We start from the raw sequence: 22,405 nt of genomic DNA on the forward strand, positions 1-22,405 counted from the left end.
GCAACCTCCACTCCCGCCGAAGCTCAGCCCGAACCCGCGCATCCGTCTTCGCAACGATCCGCTGATTCTCCCGCAGCAACTTCCGATAACTGTCGAGCCGCCGCTCCGGAAGCACACCCGACTCAACGGCCTCCAACACCGCACACCCCGGCTCAGCCACATGCGCGCAGTCATGGAAGCGACACCCGGCCGCAAGTTCCTCGATCTCCGAGAACACCTGCCCGACCCCGCCCTCGGCGTCGAACAGCCCCACACCCCGCAGCCCGGGCGTATCGATGAGAACCCCACCGCCGGGCAGGACGAGCAGGTTGCGGGTCGTCGTCGTATGCCGCCCCTTCCCGTCCACGTCGCGCGTGGCATGCACAACCATCACGTCCTCCCCGAGCAGGGCGTTCGCGAGCGTCGACTTACCCGCCCCCGACTGCCCGAGCAGCACGGACGTACCCCCGGAGGCGACCGCGGCGACGACATCGAGCCCGTCCCCCGCCGTGGCACTGACCGGCAGCACCGGCACCCCCGGCGCCGTGGTCTCCACGTCCTGCACCAGATGGGCCAGCGTCGCACCGTCGGGCACGAGGTCGGCCTTGGTCAGCACGACCAGAGGCTGCGCCCCCGACTCCCAGGCGAGCGCCAGGAACCGCTCGATCCGCCCGAGATCGACCTCCAGCGCCAGCGACACGGCGATCACCGCGAAGTCGACGTTGGCGGCCAGGACCTGCCCCTCCGACCGCTTCGAGGAGGTCGAGCGCACGAAGGAGGTACGGCGCGGCAGATAAGCCTGTACGTAGCGGGGGTCGCCGCCCGCGTCGACGGCGGCCCAGTCGCCGGTGCAGATGACGCGGAGCGGATCATTCGGCGTGACGAACTCGGTGTCGACCCGTACATGGCCGTCGGCAGTGACCACATCGCACTGCCCGCGATCGACCCGGACGACCCGCCCGGGCACAAGGCCCCGCTCGAGATACGGGGCGAACTCCGCAGCCCACGCGTCGTCCCAGCCGTAGGGCGCGAGCGGGTGTGCGAGAGAGGAACCAGAAGAGAAAGACAAGGGGTGACCCTTCACAAGGGTGGCCCCGGCACCGCGCCCACTGGCGCGAGAGAAGAGTGAGGTCAGCCGGAGACCACAGAGGTGGACTTGATGAACTTCCGGATGCGGGCAGCGCCCATCGCGAAGACAGCCATCGGTCACACCTCCTTGTTCACACCGAGCCGACACGAACGGCCAACGGCCGCCGCGGTACACCGGCGAGCTTAGCCACGGGCTCGCGCGGGGCGCGACTGCTTTTCCTCGATGATGCGGGTGCTCATGCGGTCGGCGAGCGCCGCGATCGTCAGGGAGGGATTGGCGCCGACCGGCCCCGGCATCGCCGCACCGTCGGCGATGTACAGGCCGGGCAGTCCGTGTACCTGGCCGTACGCGTCGCACACCCCTTCGGCCGGGTGGTGGCTCATCGGGGCGCCGCCGAGCGGATGCACGGTGACGACCCGTCGGAAGAACCACATCGGATTGTCCAGGTAGTGGGCGTCCAGCTGCTCGGCCAGCTCACGCATCGTCTCCCGTACGCGGCCGAAGTACGCGGCACTCGTCTCCGTCGTCCAGGCCACATCGAGGAGTCCGTCGCGCAGCCGGCCGACGCCGTCGGGTACGTCGCGGCCCATGCCGAGCAGTGGCAGGGTGCCCGCGGACAGGGCGCCCTCGCCCAGCAGGCGGGAGAGTTCGGTGCCGAGCCGGTTGTCGGACCGGCCGAACAGCAGGTTCAGCAGCAGGCGGGCCAGGAACTCCGCGGTGCGGAAGACGGTTCCGGTCACGTCGGCCGATTGGACGAGCCAGTCGGCGAAGCCGGGGTATCCGCCGTCCTGGATGTAGTAACCGCGCCCTTGGGCGTCGCCGCCGTCCGTGAAGTCGCCCACCCGGATCGCGCTGGTGATGACGGGGCCACGGCTCGCGTCGAGCGCGGGACCCGGGCGGTTGCCCTTGGGCATCAGGAAGGTGAGCAGGTCGCCGTTGCCGGACATCCGGGTCCCGAGCGCCCGGCTCAGGCCCGGCAGCCGGTCGCGGTTGCTCAGCAGGAGGTATGTCGTGCCGTAGGTGCCGGCCGCCAGGATCAGCCGGTCGCAGGTGACGGTGCGCAGGGGCAGCTTGGCGGTGTCGGTGCGCTTCCCCTCGGCGGCCGGGTCGTGCTCGACGTAGCCCACCGTGTAGCCGCCCTGCTCCCGGACGGCGACGGTGCGTACCTCGCACCGGGTGCGGATGTCGGCGGGGTGCGGGTGCGCGGCCGCGGCGGCGGAGAGATAGGTGTGGTCGAGGGTGTTCTTGGCACCGTCGTTGCAGCCGATGTCGCACTCGCCGCACAGCCGGCAGGTCCGCCGCGGCACGCCGTGCAGGTTGGCGTAGCCCGGGTCGGCGAGCGGCAGCCCGATGGCGGGTTGGGCTCCGGGCCGGGGCGCGAAACTGACGGCCAGTGGCGGGAGTTGCCAGTCAAGGCCCAGCTTGTCGGCGGCCCTGCGCATCGCCTGGGTCTTGGCGGTGTCGGTGTAGGCGGGCGCGTGCAGCGGATACGGGGTGGCGCCCAGCATTTTCTCGACCCTGTCGTAGTACGGGTCGAGTTCGGCGCGGGTCACCGGCCAGCTCTCATGGCCGCCGCCCGGCAGCGGGTCCTCGTGGACGAACCACTTCTCGTCCTTGCGGAGCAGCACGTTGGCGTAGATGAGGGAGCCGCCGCCGAGGCCGCTGGAGACGACGGAGTCGAACCCGCGGAACGTCCACACGTCGAACAATCCGTGCAGCCCGGCGCTCGGGTCCCAGAAAGCCCTGCCCATTTCGCGCGGTGTGCGCGGGAAGCTGCCGGGCGGGTAGGGGCGGCCGCGTTCGAGCACGATCACCCTGTGTCCGGCCTCGGCGAGCCGGTAGGCGGACACCGCGCCGCCGAAGCCCGATCCGACGACGACGGCGTCGACATGCTCGGGAACACCGGAAACACCGGGAACACTGGTCGCGGTCATGACGTGGCCCTCCTGTACTGCTGCTACGGCTACGGCTGCTACTACTCGCTCTCCGCGAGCTGCTTGAGTCCCTGGTCCCGGGTGAGAACCGGCCGGTAGCCGAGCTCCCGCCGCGCCGCACTGTCGTCCACGGTCATCTCCTGCGCGGAGAGCGCGACAAAGGTCCGGGTCACCGGCGGCTCGCCCCGCAGCCGGAGCAGCCGCCACACGGTCTCCGTCGTGAGCGCGGTGGCGGACAGCACCCGGCGCGGCACGGAGCGGTCCGGCAGCACGGTGTTCCTGGTCGCGGCGAGCGAGGTGAGGAAGGTCCGGAACTCCACCGGTTCGCCGTCGGTGAGGAAGTACGCCCGTCCGCCCGCGCCGCGCCGCAGGGCGGCCAGGATGCCCGCGGACGCGTTGGCCGCGTGGCAGGTGGAGGTGAGGTAGTGGCCGCCGTCGACCCAGGCGAACCGTCCGCGCCGGGCCGCGTCGACGACCGCGGGCAGCACGGTGGTGTCGCCGGGGCCCCACACGAGGCGCGGGCGCACGGCGAGCGTGGTCAGCTCGGCGGACGACGCGGCCAGCACCAGGTCCTCGGCGAGACCCTTGGTTCTGGCGTACTCGCCGACCGGGCTCGCGGGCCGCGGCCGTGACTCGTCGGCCATCCGCAGGGGGTGGCCGTCGGCCAGGACCGCCTCGGAGCTGACGTGGACGAGCCGGGGGACCCCGGCCTCCTGGGCCGCGCGGACCACGGCCGCGCTGCCCGCCACGTTGACGCGGACGAAGTCGCTCCGCGGCCCCCACTGCCCGGTGAACGCGGCCGCGTGGACCACCGCGTCGCAGTCCGCCATTCCCGAGCGCAGCGCCACGGGGTCGAGGAGCCCGCCCCGGACCGCTTCCGCGCCTCGTCCGGTGACCGTGTCCGCCGCGGCGGTGCTGCGTGCCAGTGCCCGTACCGAGTGCCCCTCCGCGGTGAGCGCGCGGAGGAGGTGACCGCCGAGGAAACCGGAGCCCCCGGTCACGAAGACCCTCAACGGCCGGCTCCCGCCCTGGCGGTGCTCACGGGTGCCCAGGACGCCAGTGCCTTCGCCGCGATCTCCCGGCCACGATCGATGACCTCGCGGGCCGTACGGGGGTTGAAGTCGAGGAATCCCGACGCGGTGAACGGCATCCCGGTGGGCTCGATGAGCAGCATCTCCACCTGTTTCTTGGTACTGGCCTGGGGGGCCTCGGAGATCAGCTGGTTGACGGTCTGGGCGTGCCGGTAGTCGGCCATCAGCGCGGCGTGGGCGACGTTCTCGGCGAGCAGACCGATGGCTTCGGCCAGGGAGCGGGGTGGCGGGGCGGGACGTTCGGCGCCCCCGGCCGCGACGACGATCACCGCGTCCGGTTCGTAGGCGAGGGCCGGCTTCAGTGGTGTGTTGGCCACCAGACCGGCGTCCACGAAGGACTCCCCCGAGACCTTCCCGGAGGCGAAGAGCAGCGGCACGGCGGTGGTCGCGAGGAGGTGGTCGACGCCGATGTCCGACTGCCGGAACTCGTCGCTGCGGCGGTGTTCGGGCGGCAGCGCGTTGGTGAACCGCACCACTCCGGCACCCGCCTGGTCGACGGCCGAGACGATCACGGTACGGCCCTCGCCGACCTGTCGCTGCCCGGCGCCGAAGTAGCGGGTGAACGTACGGCGGGCCCGCCCGTTGTCCAGCATCCACATCCACCGGATCGCACGGAGGAGGTGTTCGGGGATGCCCCGCTGCGGCCGGCTCAGCAGACTGCGCACGTCCAGGAGATTCCAGAAGTCGAGCCGGGGCGAGAAGAGGTCGGTGCAGTCGAGCGACTCCCACATACCGGCCAGGTCCTCGGCGTCCAGGCCGGTGCCGAGACCGTACGCGGTGAGGGCCCCGCCGGAGACCCCGGACAGGACGTCGGGCACCAGCCGCGCGTCGGCCAGCGCGCGGGCCACGCCCACGCTGAAGTAGGCGGCGGGTGCGCCCCCGCCGGAGAAGACCACCGCGAGTTTCATGCCGCACCGCTTTCGGCGGCCACGGAAAGCGGCTTCCGGTCCCAGGGGAGGTACGGCAGGTAGGTCTGGGCCAGGCCGCCGGCGAACAATCGGGCGTACGCGCCCAGGGCCTGCCCCGAGTCGAGCAGCCCGTCGGCCCGGGGGGTGCGCAGTGAAGCGAGCAGGCGGGCCAGGTCGCCCGCGCCGAGCCGGAGCACTCCCGCGCCCACGGTCTCGCCGTCGCCGCCGTTGCCGCGGCGCAGCCGCACCGCCATCGTGGTCGTGTCCGGCCACAGCCACAGCGGTGCCACGGCGGCGGGCCGCGGCGGTGCCGACTTGCGCCCCGTGAGGTGGTAGGCCGTGCCGCGATGCTGGAAGGTCAGTTCGTACTCCATCAGGAGACTGCCCCCGGCGGCGTCGTCCCGCGGGTCGGGAAAGAGGCGGAACACCCCGTCGGTGAAGGGGATCCGGTTCTTGACGCCGGGGAGTTCCACTTCGCCGGTGAGGCGGCCCGGGTGGCGCGGCTCAGTGGTGAAGGCCCGGGTGTCGTCCACGGTCACCAGGGCGTGCAGGACGAACCGCCAGTCGGTCAGCCGCCCTTGGCGGGCACCGTCCTGCGGGGAGGTGACACCCATCGCGAAGGGACCGGACATCTTCTCGCGGAAGGTGAGTGCCGTCTGTGTCGTCATGGTGACCCGCCTCCTAGACTTCCTTCGTTTCCTGGGCGTACTCGGGGTCGTAGAGCGCGTTCGGGTCGACCTTGCGGCGGATGGCCGGGTCCTCGCTGGTCAGCGAGTGCATATAGCGGAACGCCTGGTGCCGGACGGCGAGTTCGTCGATGCCGGAGACCAGGGAGCGCAGGACCGGGCCCGTCATCTTCTGCGGGTCGACGCCCAGGTAGAGCATCAGCTCGCAGAAACCCTTGGGCGCCCGGCCGCTCGCCTCGTCACCGTTGTCGGGGCCGGAGAGGTACTCGGAGCGGACCGCCTTGACGTACACCGACACGAAGGTGACGGCTCCGCTGGCCCTCCGCTCCCGCAGGCAGAGCGCGGACAGTTCGCGCAGCAGCGTCTCGTAGTGCTCGACCGGCGCGAGGACGATGAACATCCGCGTCGGGTCGCCGACGGTGGAGTCGAGGATCTGGTCGGTGAAGCGCTCGATGTTCTTCGCCGTGCCGAACCGCGGCGGGACCAGGATGGCCCCCATGCCCACGTACTTGACGATCTCGTCCAGGGCGCTGGGCAGCCGGCCGGCCCAGTAGCCGAGGAACTGCTGGTAGCCGTAGGCGATCCGGTCGTAGAGCGACTTGAGGGGGTTCTGCTCGGTCTCGTGGTACGAGGAGAACTGCCCGATCCGCATGCTGCCGACGGGCAGCGGCAGGTCGGCCCACGCTCCGCGCTCCATCAGCGCGTCGCCCGGGTCGCGGATCAGCCGGGCGGAGCGCTCGACGAATTCGTCGAAGTCGGTCGTGATGAAGCGGTTGTTGGCCAGTACGGTACGGAACTTGTCGACGCGGATGATCCGTACGGTGAGGCTGGTGATCACCCCGTGCCGTCCGGTGCCCGCGAGCACCCGCAGGAACCTGTCCCGCTGCTGTTCACGGCTGCACTGGTGGATGTCGCCTTCCCAGTCGACGTACTCCAGCTCCGTAACGGTGTCGAGGAACAGCCCGAAGCGGTGCGACGCCGGGCTGATGCCGCCCACCGAGGCGAACCCGGCGGCGGTGATGTGGTTGTGGTCGCCGATGATCGACAAGCCGAGGCCGCGCTTGGCCAGTTCCTCGTCGACCTGCGCGAGCAGCGCCCCCGGTTGCAGGGTGCAGGTCAGGTTCTCGTCGTCGACCTCGACGATCCGGTTCATCCGGGTGGTCAGCAGCAGGGTGCCGCCGTCCGCGGTGACCAGGTTGTTGCTGGAGTGGCCGCTGCCCCGGATCACGATCTTCTCGTCGAGCCCGCGTGCCTCGCGCACCGCGCGCACCACGTCGGCCGTGCCGCGCGGCAGCAGGACCTTGCCGGGCCACTTGGCGTCGACGCCGGGGTCTCCGACGCGTTCCCAGTCGTAGGCGAGGCTCGCCAGGGAGTCGTGGGTGAACGTTTCATGGCTGCTGGGCTCGTACGCCATCGGCACGTCAGGCTCCGTGTTGTTTGAGGAAGTCGAGCATCCGGGGAAAGATGTCGCGGTCGACGCGCTCGCCCATGAAGACGTCCTGGTGGCCGTAGCCCGGGAACACGGCCAGCTCGTGGCGGCCGGGAGCGACCGCTTCGAGCCGCTGGTGGCAGACCACGTTGGAGTCGGTGAAGACCCGGTTGCGGTCCCCGGTGGTCAGCAGCATGGGGGTGTCGATCTCGGCGGCTCCGGCCAGGTAGTCGTCGGGCAGCCGGTCGTACACCGGATCGTCCTTCTCGTACTTGACGGCCCGCCCGGCACGCACCATGGCGGCCACGTGGCGGTAGTAGTGGACCCCGGTGGCGCCGTAGAGGTCGCCGCTGCGCCGGTGGGTGATCTCGTGGAGCTTGTTGTGGCTGTAGAGGGCGGGCCAGCCGGTGCCCCACATCATGCTGAGCATGTGGCAGGAACTCTCGTCGCACTCCTGGTGGAAGAGGTCCACCAGCTGCGAGAAGGCCCAGGCGGGGGTGAACCGCGGCTCGTCGGCCCAGCGGGGGTCGAGATACGGGAAGCCGAGCACGTACTCGGTCAGGTTCGGCGCGACCGCGAGCTTGAAACGGGACCAGTTGGGGACCCGCGGGGTCAGCGCGGCGCTGTTCGCGATGACGCTGGCGATGTTGTCGACCGCGCCGCCGAAGAGACTCATGGTGAACGAGACGGAGCCCAGACAGTGCGCGATCACGTGGATCCGCCGGTCGGGGCCGATCTCCGCACGCATTTCGCGCAGCGCGGCGGGATAGTCGAACAGCGCGATGTCGTCCATGGTGTAGCGGTGCCGCGCCCGGTTGTAGGGGTGGCGGTTGCTCATGCGGTAGTCGAGGGTCCATACGTCCGAGTAGCCGTTGTCGAGCAGGCAGGTCACCAGATTGCGGTGCTCGGGCATGATGAACATGTCGCTGGACGTGGTCAGGCCGTGGATGATCAGCACGACGTCGTCCGAGGCGCCCCGCTCGAAGCGCAGCATGCTCAGACCGATTCCGTCATCGGTGATGAACGGATGTGTGGTGATCCCCGCGTCCGGCACACCCTTGAGCGTGAACAGCGGAATGGCACGTGTCACGTCGGTCTCCCCTCGGGAATCGCCCGCTGACGGGCCCCGGGATCGTTTTCGGTACGTGCGCTGAGGAGTTCAGGACGCTACGGACCAACTCCGCGCGGCGTCAACAGACTTCGGTCCGAGCGGTCAATCGCACGGGGCACGGCCGGACCAAACACACTCGCAGGCTACGTCAGCGGCTCCCCCGCGGCATCATATGAAGAGCGTGACGGATGTGTGCGTTCCGCGTCTGATACGCGTCTTTCCGGCCGTTCCACAGCCGTGGCGGCGCCGGCGCCCCTTATCCGGAGGGGCGCAGCACGACCGTGAAGCTACGTCCGTACGAGTGGTGGGTGTCGAAGTCCAGCCGGGTTCCGCCGTGGACCGCGCTCACGCGTACTCCGTCGTCCGACGTGACCTCCCGCCGCGGCCGACCGCGGAGCAGGACACTGACCGTGTCCCGGCGCATGGTCGGGTCGGACACGGCGACGGTGGTCGGGCCGCGGTGTTCGCGCCGCACGATCACCGAGGCGGGTCCGTCGATGCGCATACGCATCCCGTTGGCCTCGTGCCGGCCGGGTGTGAAGCTGTTGGCGGCCGTCAGGCCGAGGCCGGTGTGGGTGATGGCCTGCAGGCGTGAGGTGTTCGCCAGGACCTTCAGCGGTCCGCGCAGGTCGTTCAGGTACGAACGCAGGCGGCGTTCGCTCGCGTTCGGCACCAACGCGTAGGCCAGACGGGTGGGTGGGGCTCCGGGAGCCTGGTCGACCGTCACACCGAGGACCGTGCGGGTCACGGCGATGTCCGGGTTCGCGGTGCGGACGACCCGGCGGCTGCGGGTGACCTTGTCCAGGGCGACCCTCACCGGCGGGGTGTCGAGTAAGACATAGCCGACGGCGGTCCGCTGCGTGGCGTTGGCGTAGCGCAGCCAGTGCAGATCACCGATGCCCGTGCCGGTCCAGGGACGGCCGTCGCGGAGCATCCCGACGACGGAGACCTGATCGTCCGGTGCGGCGGTACGGGCGTCGACCGTCGTGGTCACGGCCCGCCCGGCGCTGTCGCCGACCCCGGCCGCGAGGACCACGATCTCCTCGTCGAGGAGGAACCACGACTTGGTCGCCCTCGCGTTGCGGTGGACCACGAAGTCGTCCGGCAGCAGGCCCGCACCCTTGTCGCGGTAGGCGACGTCGTCGGCCTGCACCATCCCGGCCGCGCCGTACGCCCCGAGGACGGCGCCGCCGGAGTGCCCGTTGGTGCCGCGCGGGAAGTAGACGTAAGTGTTCTGCGACTCGGACGACGAGGTGAAGTTGAGTGGGTGGCCGGGGTTGTCGTAGTACGGCTTCCCGTACAGCTCAGGGATCGTGTGCCGTCGCTCGACCGGCGCGGTGACGCCGGCAAGGCCGTACGGCGAGACCGTGGTGAAGTAGTCGACCCCGTACGCCTGGGTCTGGTCCTGTCCGGAGAGGTAGAGGTAGTACGCGCCGTCGCCCTGGAACCAGGGCATGAGATTCTCGCCGCTCATGTACTCGTACTTGCTGATCCGGTCGGAGCTGCGGGCGAGCGCGAAGGCGTACCCCGGTCTGCGGTGCACGGTCCGGTCCATGGCGTTGAAGGCGACGCTGCGCGAGGCGGGGTTGAGGTCCGCGGGCGGGACGGTGGCGTCGCCGATGATGTCGGCGTAGCGCACGATGCTGACCGGGGAGACGAAGCCGGCCGGATCGAGGGCGGTGGGCGAGGTCGACCGGATGTGCTTGACGTAGCTCTTCAGGGCGGTGGCGTCGGCGTGGCTCGCGAGTGAGGCGAGGTCGACGACTGCCTCGACGATCACCGCGACATCGGCGTAGCCGGTGTGCGTCCGCGAGACCGCCCTCCCCTTGACGATCTCCATCATCCAGCCCTCGAAGACCAGCGGCGCGAAGCCGTTCCTGACCCAGCCGTGGACGGTCGGCACCAGTGCCTCGCCGTGCGCGAAGCCCGTGCCGTCGAGGATCTTGAGGGTCTGGACGACACGGGTCAGCAGGGCCTTGCCGTAGGAGCCGGTGTAGGCGACGGAGGCGTGCTGGATGAAGGACCCGTCGGCGTAATGGCCGTCCGTGACACCGTGGTTGAGGTGGTACGGGTCGATGGTGACGAAGACCGTCAGCTGGTCGGTGAGGGCTTTGCGGATGCGGGCGTCGTCGCCGACAAGCGCGCCCTGCAGGATCCGGTTGGTCGTGATGTCGGCGAGGTTGGCGCCGGTGTGGAAGCGCGAGTCGAGATTCACGTCCCCGTCGGTGCCGTTGCGGAGGTAGGCGTCCATCGAGGTGACGTAGGTGCGGATGAGGTCCGGACGGTACGTCTGCACCTGGTCGGAGAGTAACGCCAGGGTCTTGCTGATGTGCTGGGAGAAACCGATCTCCCAGTGGAACCAGTTGCCGTAGTAGCCCTTGGACTGGTCGCCGTAGTAGCGCTCGTGCAGCCGGCCGAGACCGTCGATCACCCGGCGCTGCACGGCGGTGTTCCCGTAAAGGCCGGAGGCTGGGCCGCCCGGTGTGCGGGTGGCGAGGGCGATCTCGTACAGCCGCTGGAAGGCGGTGTTGAGGTTGGCCTCGTCGGTGCCGAGCACCAGACCGGCGAACAGTTCGTCCGCGCCCGCGGCATCCATGGACTTGAGATTCGTCCGCGCGGCCGTGTCGATGGCGGCGAGCTTGGCGGCTGTCTCCGGCCGGGCATTGGACTCGGCGGTCCCGGCGAACACCGCCACGGTGTTGGCCAGGAGACGTGCGCTGCCCTCGGCGACCTCGGCAGCGCTCGCCGACCGCGAGGGAATCACAGTCAGAAGACTGGCGGCTGACAGGGCGGACAACAGGCGTCTGCGGGTGATCTCCATCTCCATGGGGTCCTCCGCCGGTGAATTGGCGTTCTGGGGGGCGGAGTCAAGCAGACGCCCCGCTCAGCGACAAGGGCGCTCGGCCTCCGGACCCGGGGTGCGCCGGTACAGTCCGTACGCCGACGACAGCGGCCATACCGCGGCACTACGGGATGGCGACCGGCTGCCCGCCTCGGCGGACCGCTGGTTGCGCTCGCTGGCCTCACGCTCGATGGAGGCGGACAATCCGTCGCCGCCGGAGCGCCTCGAGAGGATCGCGGGCGAGGCGATACGGATGTCCGCGGACTGGAGCGCGCTGATCGGCCGTCACGGGGCGGCCTTCCTCGGGCTCCGCCCCGACCAGGGGGAAGGCGACTTCTACGAGTTCGCGATGCTCCAGGTCCGTAGCGTCCATCTGGACGCACTGCTGCTGGGCATGGTCCAGCGTGACCATCTCGACGCCCTTGCCGATGAGTTGTCCATGGTCTTCGACGGGGGACCCGGGCTCGCGTGGCGCGTGGCCTCGGTGGAGCAGAACATTGCGGGATTCCGCAGCACGTACTGGCGGCAGCACCAGACGGTGCACGGTCCCGCCGGCGTCTGCTCCGCTCCTTCCAGGCGCAGCACCGGCTCCCTGAGCTGTGACCGTGCTGGGCCTGCCACTGGGCACCGCCTTGTCCGTACTCCAAGTGCTGGGCGACGAGAACCCGTGGCATCTGCTGATCGCCCTCGCGGGTGCGTTCGCCGCCACAGCGGGGCGCTGACCACACGGTACGGGCGGCTGGTACTGGTCTCACTGCGCGGTGGCACGGGCCGGTGATCTCCGGGTACGGCTTCGCCGCCCGAGCAGCTGGCGGTCGATACCGCTGGTGGTCAGTCGGCCCGGCAGCGCACAAGGGGCGCCGCCGGGCCGTGTGCCGCTAAGCGGGTCCGGCGAAGTCCGGCACGCGCCCGCGGCGGAGCCGCACGTCGAAACAGCATCACCGTTCTTACAGCGGAGCGCTTAGGCTTCGGGCACCCACACTTGGCGAGGACTGGTGGAGCACTCGTCGACGGTGACCTGACCCGTCTCCGCCTCAGGAGCGACCAGGCACAGATGGGTGGCCTCGTTGCGGAACCGGATGTCGCCGTCCGGATCGGTTTCGGCGGTCCAGCGTTGGCCAGTGTTGTCGTTCTTGGAATTCGCGTAGTCGCAAGTGAAGATCACAGAGGAGGCCCCGGGCCCCGCGGTGTCGCTGTTGCGGACATCGACGCATTTGCTGCTGTCGCGGCCGCGCAGGCGGACCAGGTTGTCGCCGTAGTCCCGGTACTGGATGTCCCAGAACTGGTTGTCGACGTTCTTGCGCGGGTGGACGATGACGTTGGTGAGGTCAGCGTTGCCGCCGCCCTGGGCGTCGAGGTAGGAACCGTTGTGGGCGCGCAGCCGCAACCACTTTCCGCCGTCGTGCCAGGTGTCGGACGGTACCGCGCGGGAACTCTCCCACCACAGCTGCGCATCGCTGTCCGTGCAGGGCAGTGCCTGCATCGTCTCCTGCCTGCCCATGGCGGTCAGGCACAGCGACGACCACAGGGCGTTGCGCCAGCGTACGGGACCGCTGTCCATGCCTCCGCTCTCTTCGTCGCGCAGGGCGGCGGGGCTCTCGGGGTGCCACTGCGCTGACCTGTTGTCACAGTCCAACAGAGCGATCTTGAACCCGTCGAACGGGTTGGCGCCCGGGCACAGGCCCTCGGCGGCCGCGGCCCGTGTGCCTGCCGAGTCGGACTGAGTTCCTGATCCGCCGTGCTGGAACGCGTACCAATGGCCTCGGTACGTGGTGGTGGTGAAGCGCTGCTGGGCGTTGAAGCGTTGCGGGTGGGTGATGACCCGGCCGGAGCTGTCGTCGGGGACGTCCATGGCGGAGCCGGTGGAAACGTTGACGTACGCCGTGGGGTAGGCGTTGGCGACGCGGTTGGGCGGTGCCGGTATCGGCCGGCCTGGTGCGTTGAACTCGACCGGGAAGTGGTCCGCGCCGATCCCGCCCGGCACTCGGGCCGCCATGTTCGGGGTGCCGCGCGTGAGGGCGTAGTCGAGCTCGGAGTCGTTCTGGTGGGTGGCTCGGTCGGGCCGGGCGAGGAGCTCGTTCGGATCGGCGCCGACCGTGTTGCGGGCGGTGGCGGTGTCTTGGTAACGGATGTTGCGGTTGAAGTCCCCGAGGATGACGTAGTTCTCGCCGGGGCGCACGTCTTGCCGGATCGCGCCCAGCAGTTGCCGGTAGTCGGAGGGGCCGCGGGCGTGAATGTTGTAGTACACGGTGTCGCCGAGCCGGACACCCAGGGCACGGCGGGACCGGTAGTCGTCGTTGGCCGAGTTCGGGTTGAAGACGGGATTGTTGACCACCCTGACCTCGTCGGCGTGCTCCTGGGTCACGATGGCGAGATTGTTCCGTTGGCCGCCCCACCGCAGGGTGCCCTGGTTGGTCCGCTCAACGTGGGTCTCCAGGAAGTACACCGTGTAGAACTGCCCGTGGTACTCCCAGGGCGAGCGGTTGACGGTCATGGGCATGTTCGGGTGCGGCCGGGGTCCGGGGATCGGAATGGTGATGCTGTCGTCGAATCCGGAGGGCACCGGCGGTGGCCCCGAGCCCGCTTCCTGGAGCGCCACGACCGGGATCCGCTCGGCCATCGGACCCACCTCGCTGCTCCAGCGGGCCCCGCCGAGACTGCCCTGCATGTTGTACGTGCCGAACGCACGGCCTGGGTCGTTCGGCGCTGCCGCCGCCTCTGGCGCGATGGCGACCACCGCCCCGACCACGGTCAGCAATAAGGCGGCCAGGGACGCCCATAGGCGTCGGCTCCACCCGGAATATCTGAGTAACGCCGAACTCATACTGTGGTCCTTCCTGTTAGCAGGGCTTCGGGGAGTGACGTGCAGTCAGGTCGGTTGTGCGTGTTGTCGGTGCGGGATCGGATCACCAGGGCTTCTCCTGTGTCCGACACGGCACTGGCGCCGCATGCATTTACGCGTCGAGTCCGTGGGCGGACATCTCGACTGCCGCGTGGGTGCGGGGGAACATCGCGCTCTCGGACGCGGAGCGATGCGCCGAGTCCGATGTGCTGTCCACCGGGGCCGAGGTCACCAGGAAGCTCCTCGACTTCGCCGTCTTTCTTCATGACGTCGTGTCAAAGACCGCATGGCATTGTCTGTTCGCTGGGCAAGGGGGTTGGTCGCAGGGTCGACTCAACCAGCGATCGGCCAGCGGGCACATACTCCGATGGCGCCGCTCCATACGCGTACGTACACAATCGGTGTGCTCTGCCGAGGCAGCATGGGCCGCCGCTGCCGCGACAAGCGCCAGGGCCCCACACCCGGCTGCTCGCATTTCGCCACGAAGCCGATGAGCGGCGGCGCTGTTCCCGGCCGGCTGCGCACGATGACCCTGGACACGGCCCTGGGCGACACCGGTCGCACCGACTCCGCGTCAACTGGCCCGCATCAGTCCAGGAGCGAGCCTCGTTCAGCTCACATTCGTACAGCTGTGTCCGTTCAGTGTGTAGTCGTACGGTGCCGAGTTCTGGCCGGACCAGGACGCGAGGAAGCCCACGCCGAACTTGCCGCCCGCGGGTACGGACTGGTTGTAGTCGGCGGCGGTGGCGGTCACCCGGGAGCCGTCCTGGTCGACGCTGCCGTCCCACATCTGGGTGACCCGCTGGCCGTCGCGGAACTTCCAGCCGACGCGCCAGGTGTCGAGGGCCTGGGTGGAGGTGATGGTGACGGAGGCCTGGAAGCCGTCCGGCCACTGGTTGACCACGTCGTAACTGGCCTGGCAGTAGGCGGATTTCGTGGGTTCGGGTTCGGGGTCGGGTGCGCGGGAGGACGTCGACTCGCTCTGGGGCTCCTTGCCCGGCGTCTTTTCATCCGCGTCGGAGCCCGACCCCGAATCCGGCTCGGACGGGTCGGAGTCCGGGTCCGAGGTCTCCGGAGCAGGGGATGCGGTGGCCGACGGCAGGGGGTCGGTCGGGGGCACCTGGTCCCCCACCGGCTGCCGCTCCGTCGGCTCGTCCCGGGCGACGGTGCCGCCGTCGGAGTCGAAGGCTCCCAGCGAAACCCCGAGCGCGAGCAACGACACGATGACGGCAGCGACGAGCAGCCCGGCGCGCCCGATCCGGGCCTTGACCTCCTCGGGTTCCGGCACCCACTCTTCCGTGTCGGCGCTCGACCGGCTGAGCCCCGACTCCACGGCCCTGCGCCGCCGTTCCAGATACGCGAGTCCGCCCCAGCCGAGCACACCGCCGGCGAGGGCGGCGGGCAGTCCGGTCCCGCCGCCGAGTCGCAGACAGGCGGCGGCCTCCGCGCACTCGACGCATCGTGCGAGGTGCCGAGAAAGGTCGTCGGGGGTGTCGGCGCCGGGTGAGCGGGTGACCGCGTCCAGGAGCCGGGCGTAGCGGCGGCACTCCGCGTCGAGGGGGGTGTCGAGGTGGTTGCGGTGGCAGCGGTCGCGGAACACGCCGCGCACCTGGGCGAGTTCCTCGGCGGCGCCCTCCGGATCGAGGCCGAGTCTTCGGGCCACGGCGGGCAGCGGTATCGCCTCGACCTCGGCCAGCCACAGCAGCGCCGCATCCGGTTCCTGCATGTCCCGCAGCCCGCGCAGCGCGAGCGGCCGGTGCAGCGGCGGTCCCGTATAGCGGTCGGCCTTCTCGGAGTTGAGCCACAGCCGCAGATCGGAGTCGAGACGGTGACCCAGGCCCTTCGATTCCCAGGTGGCGGCCGTCTGGCGTACGGCGGTCAGCAGCAGCGGGATACGGGGCAGCCGGGGCGGCCGCGCACGGCGCCCGAAATTCTTGGCGCCACCGTCCTCGGCGGCGCGCACCTCACGGATGCCGTGGGAGAACGCCTCGGAGGCGAGCTGTCGCGCGGTGGCGGAACCTGCGGTGCACAGATCGGCGTACGACAGCACCGCGTCCCAGCACTCCGAGAACAGCGTGGCCTCGGCGGCGTCCTGAGGGGTCGGCAGGTCGGGCATGGGCGGGGACTTCACCTGCATCCGGAAACGGGGGAGTCAACTCACCTGAGCAGTACGGGAGTTGGAGGGGGGACAACTCAAGCGGGAACCGAGTTTTTCACGGTTCCCGCACAACTGACAAGCCATGTAAGCACATACGGCTCTCGCCAGTCCCCCGCTCCCATCAGGCCCCTCAGGCCCACCAGCCCCGGATCGGGGCCTCGTCAGCCCAGGATCACAGCCTCGTTCGCCGGCAGGCTGTCCATGAACGAGCTCACCGAGAAGACCGCGTTCCCCGGCCCGGGCGGACCGTATCCGGGCGGCGAGGAGAGACCGAAGTCCTCCATGGTCGACCGGTATGCCTCGAGCAGCCGGATGTGGTACTCCAGCGGAGCGCCCTGCGGATTGGCCTTGCCGAGCGGCGTCGTCACCTCGGGGCACCAGGTGGTGAACCGGGGCGTGATGCCGTGCGACATGAAGAAGCGCAGCCCCTCCGTGGTGGAGGCGATGGCCTCGTCGACCGTCGTGAAGCCGAAGGGTTCCGCCATCTCGACGCCCGCGACGAAGTTCGGGATGACGTTGCGCGCGCCGAAGATCTCCGCCGAGTCCAGGATGCGCTTGTGCCACTCGTCGCGGCCGACGTAGCGCTCCTTGCCGGGGCAGTACAGCTCGAACAGCCGGCGGTCCCACACCTCGTAGTTGGGGTGGTAGATCTGCACGCCGTAGTCCTTGAAGCGCTGTACGTCATCTCGCGGGAGCGCCTGCGCGACGACCTTGCCGATCCACCGCCCGGGGAAGCGCTCCTCGATGGCCTTGGCGTAGTGCCCGTAGAAGTCGGCCTCGTCGCGGCCCGCGACCTTCGAGGTGATCGCGCCGCCGGTGAGGGTGTAGGCCGTGGACGCCTTGGCGGTGTCGTACCGGTCGATGATCTCCAGTGCTTCGAGGACCTCCTCGACGTCCTTCACACCGGTGTACGGGCGTCCCGCCGCCTTGTGCTGGCGCCAGTTGTGGTTGATGTCGCAGTACTGGCACTCCTCCTTGGCGCCGAAGTACTGGCAGACCCGGAAGACGGTGAGGTAGATGAGATAGCCCCACTGGATAGTCGGAGCCACCTCCATGACGGACTTCCCGCTCGCGAGGGTGTGCCGGTAGTACTCCGGCATCGGCGGCACCCCGACGTCCGAGATCCGCTTCCCGTCGAGATAGAGCCCGAGTATGCCGTCCTCGCCGGCGGCCACCCGGTACGGGGAGGACGGATTGACGCGTACGGACACGACAGTCCGGCGCAGGTCGTACGGGCCCCCGGTGAGAATGATCTCCTCGGGCGGGCGCCGGAGCGCGGCCTCGCCCAGCTCGGGCAGGGTCCCGTGGTCGAAGGAGAAGATGAAGTACGACTTCGGCTTGACGTCGCCGTCCTCATTGTCGGAGAGCGCCGAGTCGTCGAAGGCCACGCCTCCGCGGAGCAGGTCCTCCTTGAAGACGGCCTCCCGTGGCACGTGCGGGAACCTCTCCATCAGATCCTCGACCAGTGCGGTACGGCTGCCCATCCCGTTCTCCTCGCTCCCGGCGCTCCCGGCTCGTTTGCTCGACTCCTCACGGTATGCCCCTGCCTGCCGAGCAGCAGGACCGGGTCCCCGGTGGCGAGCCGAGGCCCTCTAGAGTCACACCCGTGACCACCTCGCCTGCCTCGTGCAGAACTGGGCCGCGCCCCTTTAGGGGCGCGGGGCTGTATCAATGTGCGGCTCCGCCGCGTGGGTGCGACCAGCCACAACGCACCCGCAGCTATCACTCCTCATCCGGCAGTTGGTACCAGAACTCCACCTCCGCCAGATTGCACCGCCCGTTGTGCCCGTCGAAGACCCGAATCCACCGATACGAGGCTCGCGAGGCGAGCCGGAACTCGTACCACTGAGCCGTATCGACCCCACTGACCGTGTGGAAGTCCGTCCACGTGGCACCCCCGTCATCAGAGCCCCGAAAGACGGTCCCATTGGCGCGGCTCAGCTGACCAACACGGGGGTACAGGCGGATACGGTCCACGGTGACCTGGCCGGAGGCCCCCGCATCGACGTCGATCCAGCTCTCAGCCGCCAGCGTGTCCGTGTACGTGGCCGTGTCACCGTCAAAGGCCCTCCACCCGTTCGACGCAGTCGTCCCCGTACCGGGCCACGCAACAGTGGACGCCGCGACCATCGACGGCGTGACCTCGAACTTCCGCAACAACGTGTCGACGGAAACGAGGAGGCCGTAGGCCGCATACACCGCGTCGATACGGGCGTCCTCGTCCTCCCCCGTCGCCCCCTCGATCCGGTCGAGTTCGTCGACAAAGGCCGCGTACGACTTCTTCGTCCAGTCCGCGGCAGCGGTCCCGCGGGCCCGGGCGAGGACGGAGGCGAGCGATTCGGCCACGGCGACGGCCGGGTCCTCGCTCACCCGGGTCCCGCCACCCACCAGAGAAGCCGTCACCTTGTAGAAGCGCCGACCGTGCCGCAGCCCCTTGTCCTCATAGGCATACGTGCGGGTATCCTCCTTCACCGTCTCCCACTGCTCGCCGTCGGTCGAGCGGGCGAGCGTGAACGCCAGCGCGTCCTCGGGCTTGTTCCAGCGCACAGTGACGGTGTCGGCGTCCCGCTCGACCGAGACGAGGAGCGCGCCCGGCACGAGCGCGTCGGCCGCGGCCTTCGCGAACGTGGCGTCGCCCGTGGCCGCGACGCCCGCATGGACGGCGTACGGGAAGGGCGTGAACAGGGAACCGACCGTGGTCCACACCGTGCCATCGGCCGAGACCTGTGCGAGCACACGATGCGTCGCGAAGTCCCGGACCAGGCGGAGCCAGGGCGTGGCGGCGAGGGTCTGGCCGTCGGGTCTCCGGGTGATCGGTGAGCGCGGATCGTCCTGCCAGTCGTGACGGCTGTCGCGGGTTCGGTTGTGGAGGACGAGGTTGCCGTCCGCGTCGGCGCCGAAGGAGACGTGGCGGGTGTTCGGGTCCAGTTTGTCGCGGAGCATCAGGCCGGTGAGCGGTCCGCGGGCCGTGTCGACGCGCACGGTGAGCGCGAAGCTGCCGGACAACGGGCGGCTGACGAAGTGGAGTTCGTCCTCGATGTCACGGGCGAGCACCTTGTAGTCGTCGCCCTCGCCGAGCCCGTCCCCCTTCGCGCCCAGCACACGGATGACCGGCCCGCGCACGGCCGCGCTGCCCGAGCGGGCGGTACCCAGGGCGTCGTCGCGCCAGCCCGACCTGGCAAGACCCGGCGAGACGGAGGCGGGGAGCTGGGTGCGGATCGTGTGCGAAGTCGTCCCGGGGCCAAGGGAGTTGATCGCGGTGACCGTGTAGTAGTACGTCTCGCCGGTGCGAGCCGTCGTATCCGTGAAGTGCCGGCCTGTCGCTGTCGGGGCGATCAGCGCGTACGGCCCTGGGCGACGCGTGGCGCGCCTGACCTCGTAATGGGTAGCACCGGCCGTGGTCTGCCAGGTGACGGTGACCGCGTCGTCGCCGGGCAGCGTGTGGACGAAGTCGACGTGGGCGGGCGAGAGTTGGGGAATGCTGGCCGACGACAGCTTCAGCACGAGGCCCGTCTTCGCCGGCACAGTCACTCTGCCGTCCCGTATCGCCAGCTCCTTGCCGCTGACCAAATCTAGGACAGTGGAGCCCGAGTGGCCCGCGGGGATCTTCACGTCGTACGCGCGCTCGTTGCCGTACACCTTCCGCGTCGTGTTGAAGACGAAGAAGTAGCGGCCGTAGCGGGCGGTCAGCAGATCCGGGTAGCCGGAGTAGGCGTGGTCGGCCTCGAAGTTCTCGCGGCGGACCGTGCCGACGCCGGGCTGGTAGGTGATGGGGGCGATCTCGCCGGCCAGCGCCTGCGGTGCCCCGCCGTCCCCCGTCTGCTGGTCCTCCATGAAGTCGACGTCGATGTTGTCCATCCGGGCCCAGTAGTCCTCGTACTGGAAGATCCCGTCGGAGTTGAGCTGCACGAGATGGTCGCGGTTGCCGTACCGGACGTGGAGGCGGCCGTTGCGGGCGAACCCCCGCTGCCGCTCGTTGAGTTGGCCCCACAGGTGCAGGTCGCCGTCGCGCACGGACACGAACATGCAGTCCACGTCGACCCAGGCGAAGCGCTCGTAGTCGCTCTTCTTGACCGCGAGTGCGTCGAGTTCGGCGGCCTTGTAGCAGGCGAAGTCGGTGTGGGGGTGGACGATGCCGGTCGGCTCGTGCGCCTTGAGGAAGGCGTAGGTCTCACCGAGCCTGAGGTCGTACTTGTTCTTGGCCTTCACCGAGGCGAAGGTGTTGAAGTACTGGTGGTCGGCGAGCTGTTGCTGTGCGAAGCCGACGGCCTCGCGGGCGTGGGCGCGGACCGTCTTCCAGCCGTCGCCCGCGTACCGGTCGGGGTGCTCGGCGATGTGGTGGGCCAGGGAAACGTAGTTGAGGATCTTGCCCTCGGAGATACGGAGCACATAGCCGGGGAATCCCGGGTAGTTGGTGTTGCGCTCGTCGATCACCATTTCCATGCGCATGACACGCTTGAGGTTGTCGTCGAGGTCCGTCATCCGGGCGTGGGAGCGGGCGTGCAGATTGCGCAGCGCCAGCTCCAGGATGCGGTCGTTCAGTTCCTCGTCGCCCTCGTGGCCCCAGGTGCGGTGGAACCACTCGGGGAGGTAGTTCGTGGACTCCCCGTAGTTGGCGACGTAGCCGTTCTCGCGGGTGTGACCGGCCTCGGTGATGCCGGTGAAGTGCTTGCCGAGCGGCAGACGGCGTACGACATCGCTGTTCTTGTCGAGCTTGGACTTGGCGAGGCCCTTGATGACGTACTTGATGTAGTCGTCGGTCCAGCGGGCCGTGGTGTCGTGGTAGAAGAGCGAATGGAAGAGGTCCAGGTCCTGGCCGTCCGGGCCGACGAGCACCTCCTCCCCGAGGAAGGGCAGCCAGCCGAGCGCCTCGCCCGCGATGCGATGGCTGCGCGCCTTGCCCTCGTAGAACGCCGAGCCGATGACACGCAGCCCTTCGTGGGCCTCCCAGGCGCCTTCGTACGTGTACATCACCTGGTTGTAGATGTACGAGAGCCGGGAGCGCGCGTAGTCGAAGTTCGCTTTCAACACCCGGCCCCAGGCGGCGCGGCGGGTGAGCGGCGAGCCGTCGAAGTCGACGTCCTTGAGGGAGGTCTCGCCCTCGCTCGTCCCGGTGGTGAACGGCTCGTCGAGGAAGGCCTCGAAGGCGTCACGTCCGTAGACATCGTTGTCGGCGATCAGGTTCTCGACGACGTACAGGGCCTCGCCGAGCGCCCCGTAGTAGCCGCCCCAGTCGCCCTGGTGGCCGCCGCGGGCGAGCAGTCTGGTGTTGCCGTAGTAGTCCTTGGTGTGGTTGTCGACGCACTTGAAGACGCGCAGGAGTGCCGCCTTCCGGTCGGCCGCGGACTGTGCGGGGCACCAGCTCGACTGGGTCAACGCGGTGGCGTAGAAGCGGAGTTCGTCCTGGTAGCGGACGATGGAGAGGCGGGCGGTGGCCGAGGCGTCGATCCGCGCCGAGTAGTCGCTGAAGAGCTTCGCCTGGCTCGCCACGTAGTCGTCGACCAGGGCCTGCTTCTGCTCCTCGGACAGGTCCGCGACGGTGTCCGTGGGCGGGGTGTAATCGGCCTGCGGTTCGTCGCTCACGTCGAGGTACGCGCCGGTGTGGGTGTAAGCCCGGTAGTAGCCACGGGAGTCGGCGGTGACCTTGGCGTTGAAGGCGTTGTCGTACGTCCGCAGGGTGATCTCGGCGGTCTCCTGCCCGCGCGTGTGCTCCAGGGGCAGCATCGTCGTGGCATAGAAGAAGCGGCCGGGCAGGGGGCGGTTGGTGCCGGTGTTCAGGGCCTCGTAGTCGCCGGAGCGGCGGTAGCCGATCTGCTCGCCGTTGATGTACGCGATCGTCTTGTACGTCGAGGTGTCGCCGCCCCAGAACTTGACGGTGAGGTAGTTCTGGTGGACCGGGTCGACCTTCATGGTGAAGCGGAGGTCGCCGGCCTTGATGTCGGCGGGGTCGAGGGGTTTGGCGACGCGGGCCTTGTCGCTCGCGTTGCCGTCCACGACCGCCGAGTCCGGGGCGTGCAGGTCGTGTGCCGCCTCGGAGCCGGCCAAGCCGAAGTCGACAGCGTCGAGGCGTCTCGCGCCGTCGGCTGCCGCCGCGTCGACGTCTTGAACCTGGCCTGCGCCCTCAGTGGACCAGCCGCTCAGGGCGAGCACGCTGCTCCCGGCGGCCGCACCGGCCAGGACGGATCTTCTGGTGACGGGCATGCGGGATCCTCACGATAGCGCCATAGAAACCGGTCTCTACGGAAGCTATGAGTCCCCATGGGAAGTGGCAAGGCATCGTGCACGGAAAAGTGTCCGACTGCTCAACCCGGCTTTAGCGACCGGTTGCCCAAACG

Annotated in this window: 13 protein-coding genes; 1 reads left to right on the forward strand and 12 read right to left on the reverse strand. The window is 69.4% G+C overall.

Annotation, left to right across the window (positions count from 1 at the left end):
• The 8 genes from rsgA to G5C60_RS21765 all read right to left on the reverse strand — a co-directional run.
• Positions 1-1,048 (reverse strand): ribosome small subunit-dependent GTPase A (gene rsgA / locus G5C60_RS21730; protein WP_165261793.1); only part of this gene is annotated, 1,048 nt, incomplete at its 3' end.
• A 203-nt stretch (positions 1,049-1,251) separates the two neighbouring features.
• Positions 1,252-3,003 carry a GMC oxidoreductase gene (locus G5C60_RS21735; protein ID WP_165261795.1) on the reverse strand — a complete coding sequence of 584 codons (1,752 nt, stop codon included), beginning with the start codon at positions 3,001-3,003 and terminating at the stop codon, positions 1,252-1,254.
• A 41-nt stretch (positions 3,004-3,044) separates the two neighbouring features.
• Positions 3,045-4,016 carry an NAD-dependent epimerase/dehydratase family protein gene (locus G5C60_RS21740; protein WP_165261797.1) on the reverse strand — a complete coding sequence of 324 codons (972 nt, stop codon included), beginning with the start codon at positions 4,014-4,016 and terminating at the stop codon, positions 3,045-3,047.
• Positions 4,013-5,002 (reverse strand): patatin-like phospholipase family protein, encoded by a 990-nt coding sequence (locus G5C60_RS21745; protein ID WP_165261799.1) that lies wholly within the window; start codon positions 5,000-5,002, stop codon positions 4,013-4,015. Before G5C60_RS21745 ends, G5C60_RS21740 begins: the two co-directional genes overlap by 4 nt.
• Positions 4,999-5,670, reverse strand: coding sequence for a hypothetical protein (locus G5C60_RS21750; RefSeq protein ID WP_165261801.1), 672 nt, complete (start codon positions 5,668-5,670; stop codon positions 4,999-5,001). The genes G5C60_RS21745 and G5C60_RS21750 overlap by 4 nt, the downstream gene beginning before the upstream one ends.
• 13 nt (positions 5,671-5,683) lie before the next feature.
• Positions 5,684-7,102, reverse strand: coding sequence for an FAD-binding oxidoreductase (locus G5C60_RS21755; protein ID WP_241266967.1), 1,419 nt, complete (start codon positions 7,100-7,102; stop codon positions 5,684-5,686).
• Positions 7,103-7,109: 7 nt separating this feature from the next.
• Positions 7,110-8,207, reverse strand: coding sequence for an alpha/beta fold hydrolase (locus G5C60_RS21760; RefSeq protein ID WP_165261805.1), 1,098 nt, complete (start codon positions 8,205-8,207; stop codon positions 7,110-7,112).
• Positions 8,208-8,484: 277 nt separating this feature from the next.
• The gene (locus tag G5C60_RS21765; RefSeq protein ID WP_165261879.1) at positions 8,485-11,049 is read right to left on the reverse strand and encodes a polysaccharide lyase family 8 super-sandwich domain-containing protein; all 2,565 of its coding nucleotides are present in this window, start codon (positions 11,047-11,049) and stop codon (positions 8,485-8,487) included.
• Between the two features lie 97 nt (positions 11,050-11,146).
• Between G5C60_RS21765 and G5C60_RS21770 the strand changes: the two genes are divergently transcribed.
• Entirely contained in the window at positions 11,147-11,848 is a 702-nt protein-coding gene (locus G5C60_RS21770; RefSeq protein WP_165261807.1) for a hypothetical protein, read from the forward strand.
• Positions 11,849-12,031: 183 nt separating this feature from the next.
• Here the strand turns inward: G5C60_RS21770 and G5C60_RS21775 are convergent, their stop codons facing one another.
• The 4 genes from G5C60_RS21775 to G5C60_RS21790 form a co-directional block, all read right to left on the reverse strand.
• The gene (locus G5C60_RS21775; RefSeq protein ID WP_165261809.1) at positions 12,032-13,894 is read right to left on the reverse strand and encodes a ricin-type beta-trefoil lectin domain protein; all 1,863 of its coding nucleotides are present in this window, start codon (positions 13,892-13,894) and stop codon (positions 12,032-12,034) included.
• A gap of 628 nt (positions 13,895-14,522) precedes the next feature.
• Positions 14,523-16,028, reverse strand: a complete 1,506-nt coding sequence (locus G5C60_RS21780; protein WP_165261811.1) for a cellulose-binding domain-containing protein — start codon at positions 16,026-16,028, stop codon at positions 14,523-14,525.
• A gap of 203 nt (positions 16,029-16,231) precedes the next feature.
• Positions 16,232-17,554: a radical SAM protein gene (locus tag G5C60_RS21785; RefSeq protein WP_165261813.1), complete on the reverse strand. Its 1,323-nt coding sequence runs from the start codon at positions 17,552-17,554 to the stop codon at positions 16,232-16,234.
• Positions 17,555-17,792: 238 nt separating this feature from the next.
• On the reverse strand, positions 17,793-22,271 hold the full coding sequence (locus tag G5C60_RS21790) for a galactose-binding domain-containing protein (protein ID WP_165261815.1): 4,479 nt from the start codon (positions 22,269-22,271) through the stop codon (positions 17,793-17,795).
• Between the last annotated feature and the right edge of the window lie 134 nt (positions 22,272-22,405).

Source organism: Streptomyces scabichelini, from assembly GCF_011045015.1.
Classification (GTDB): Bacteria; Actinomycetota; Actinomycetes; order Streptomycetales; family Streptomycetaceae; genus Streptomyces; species Streptomyces scabichelini.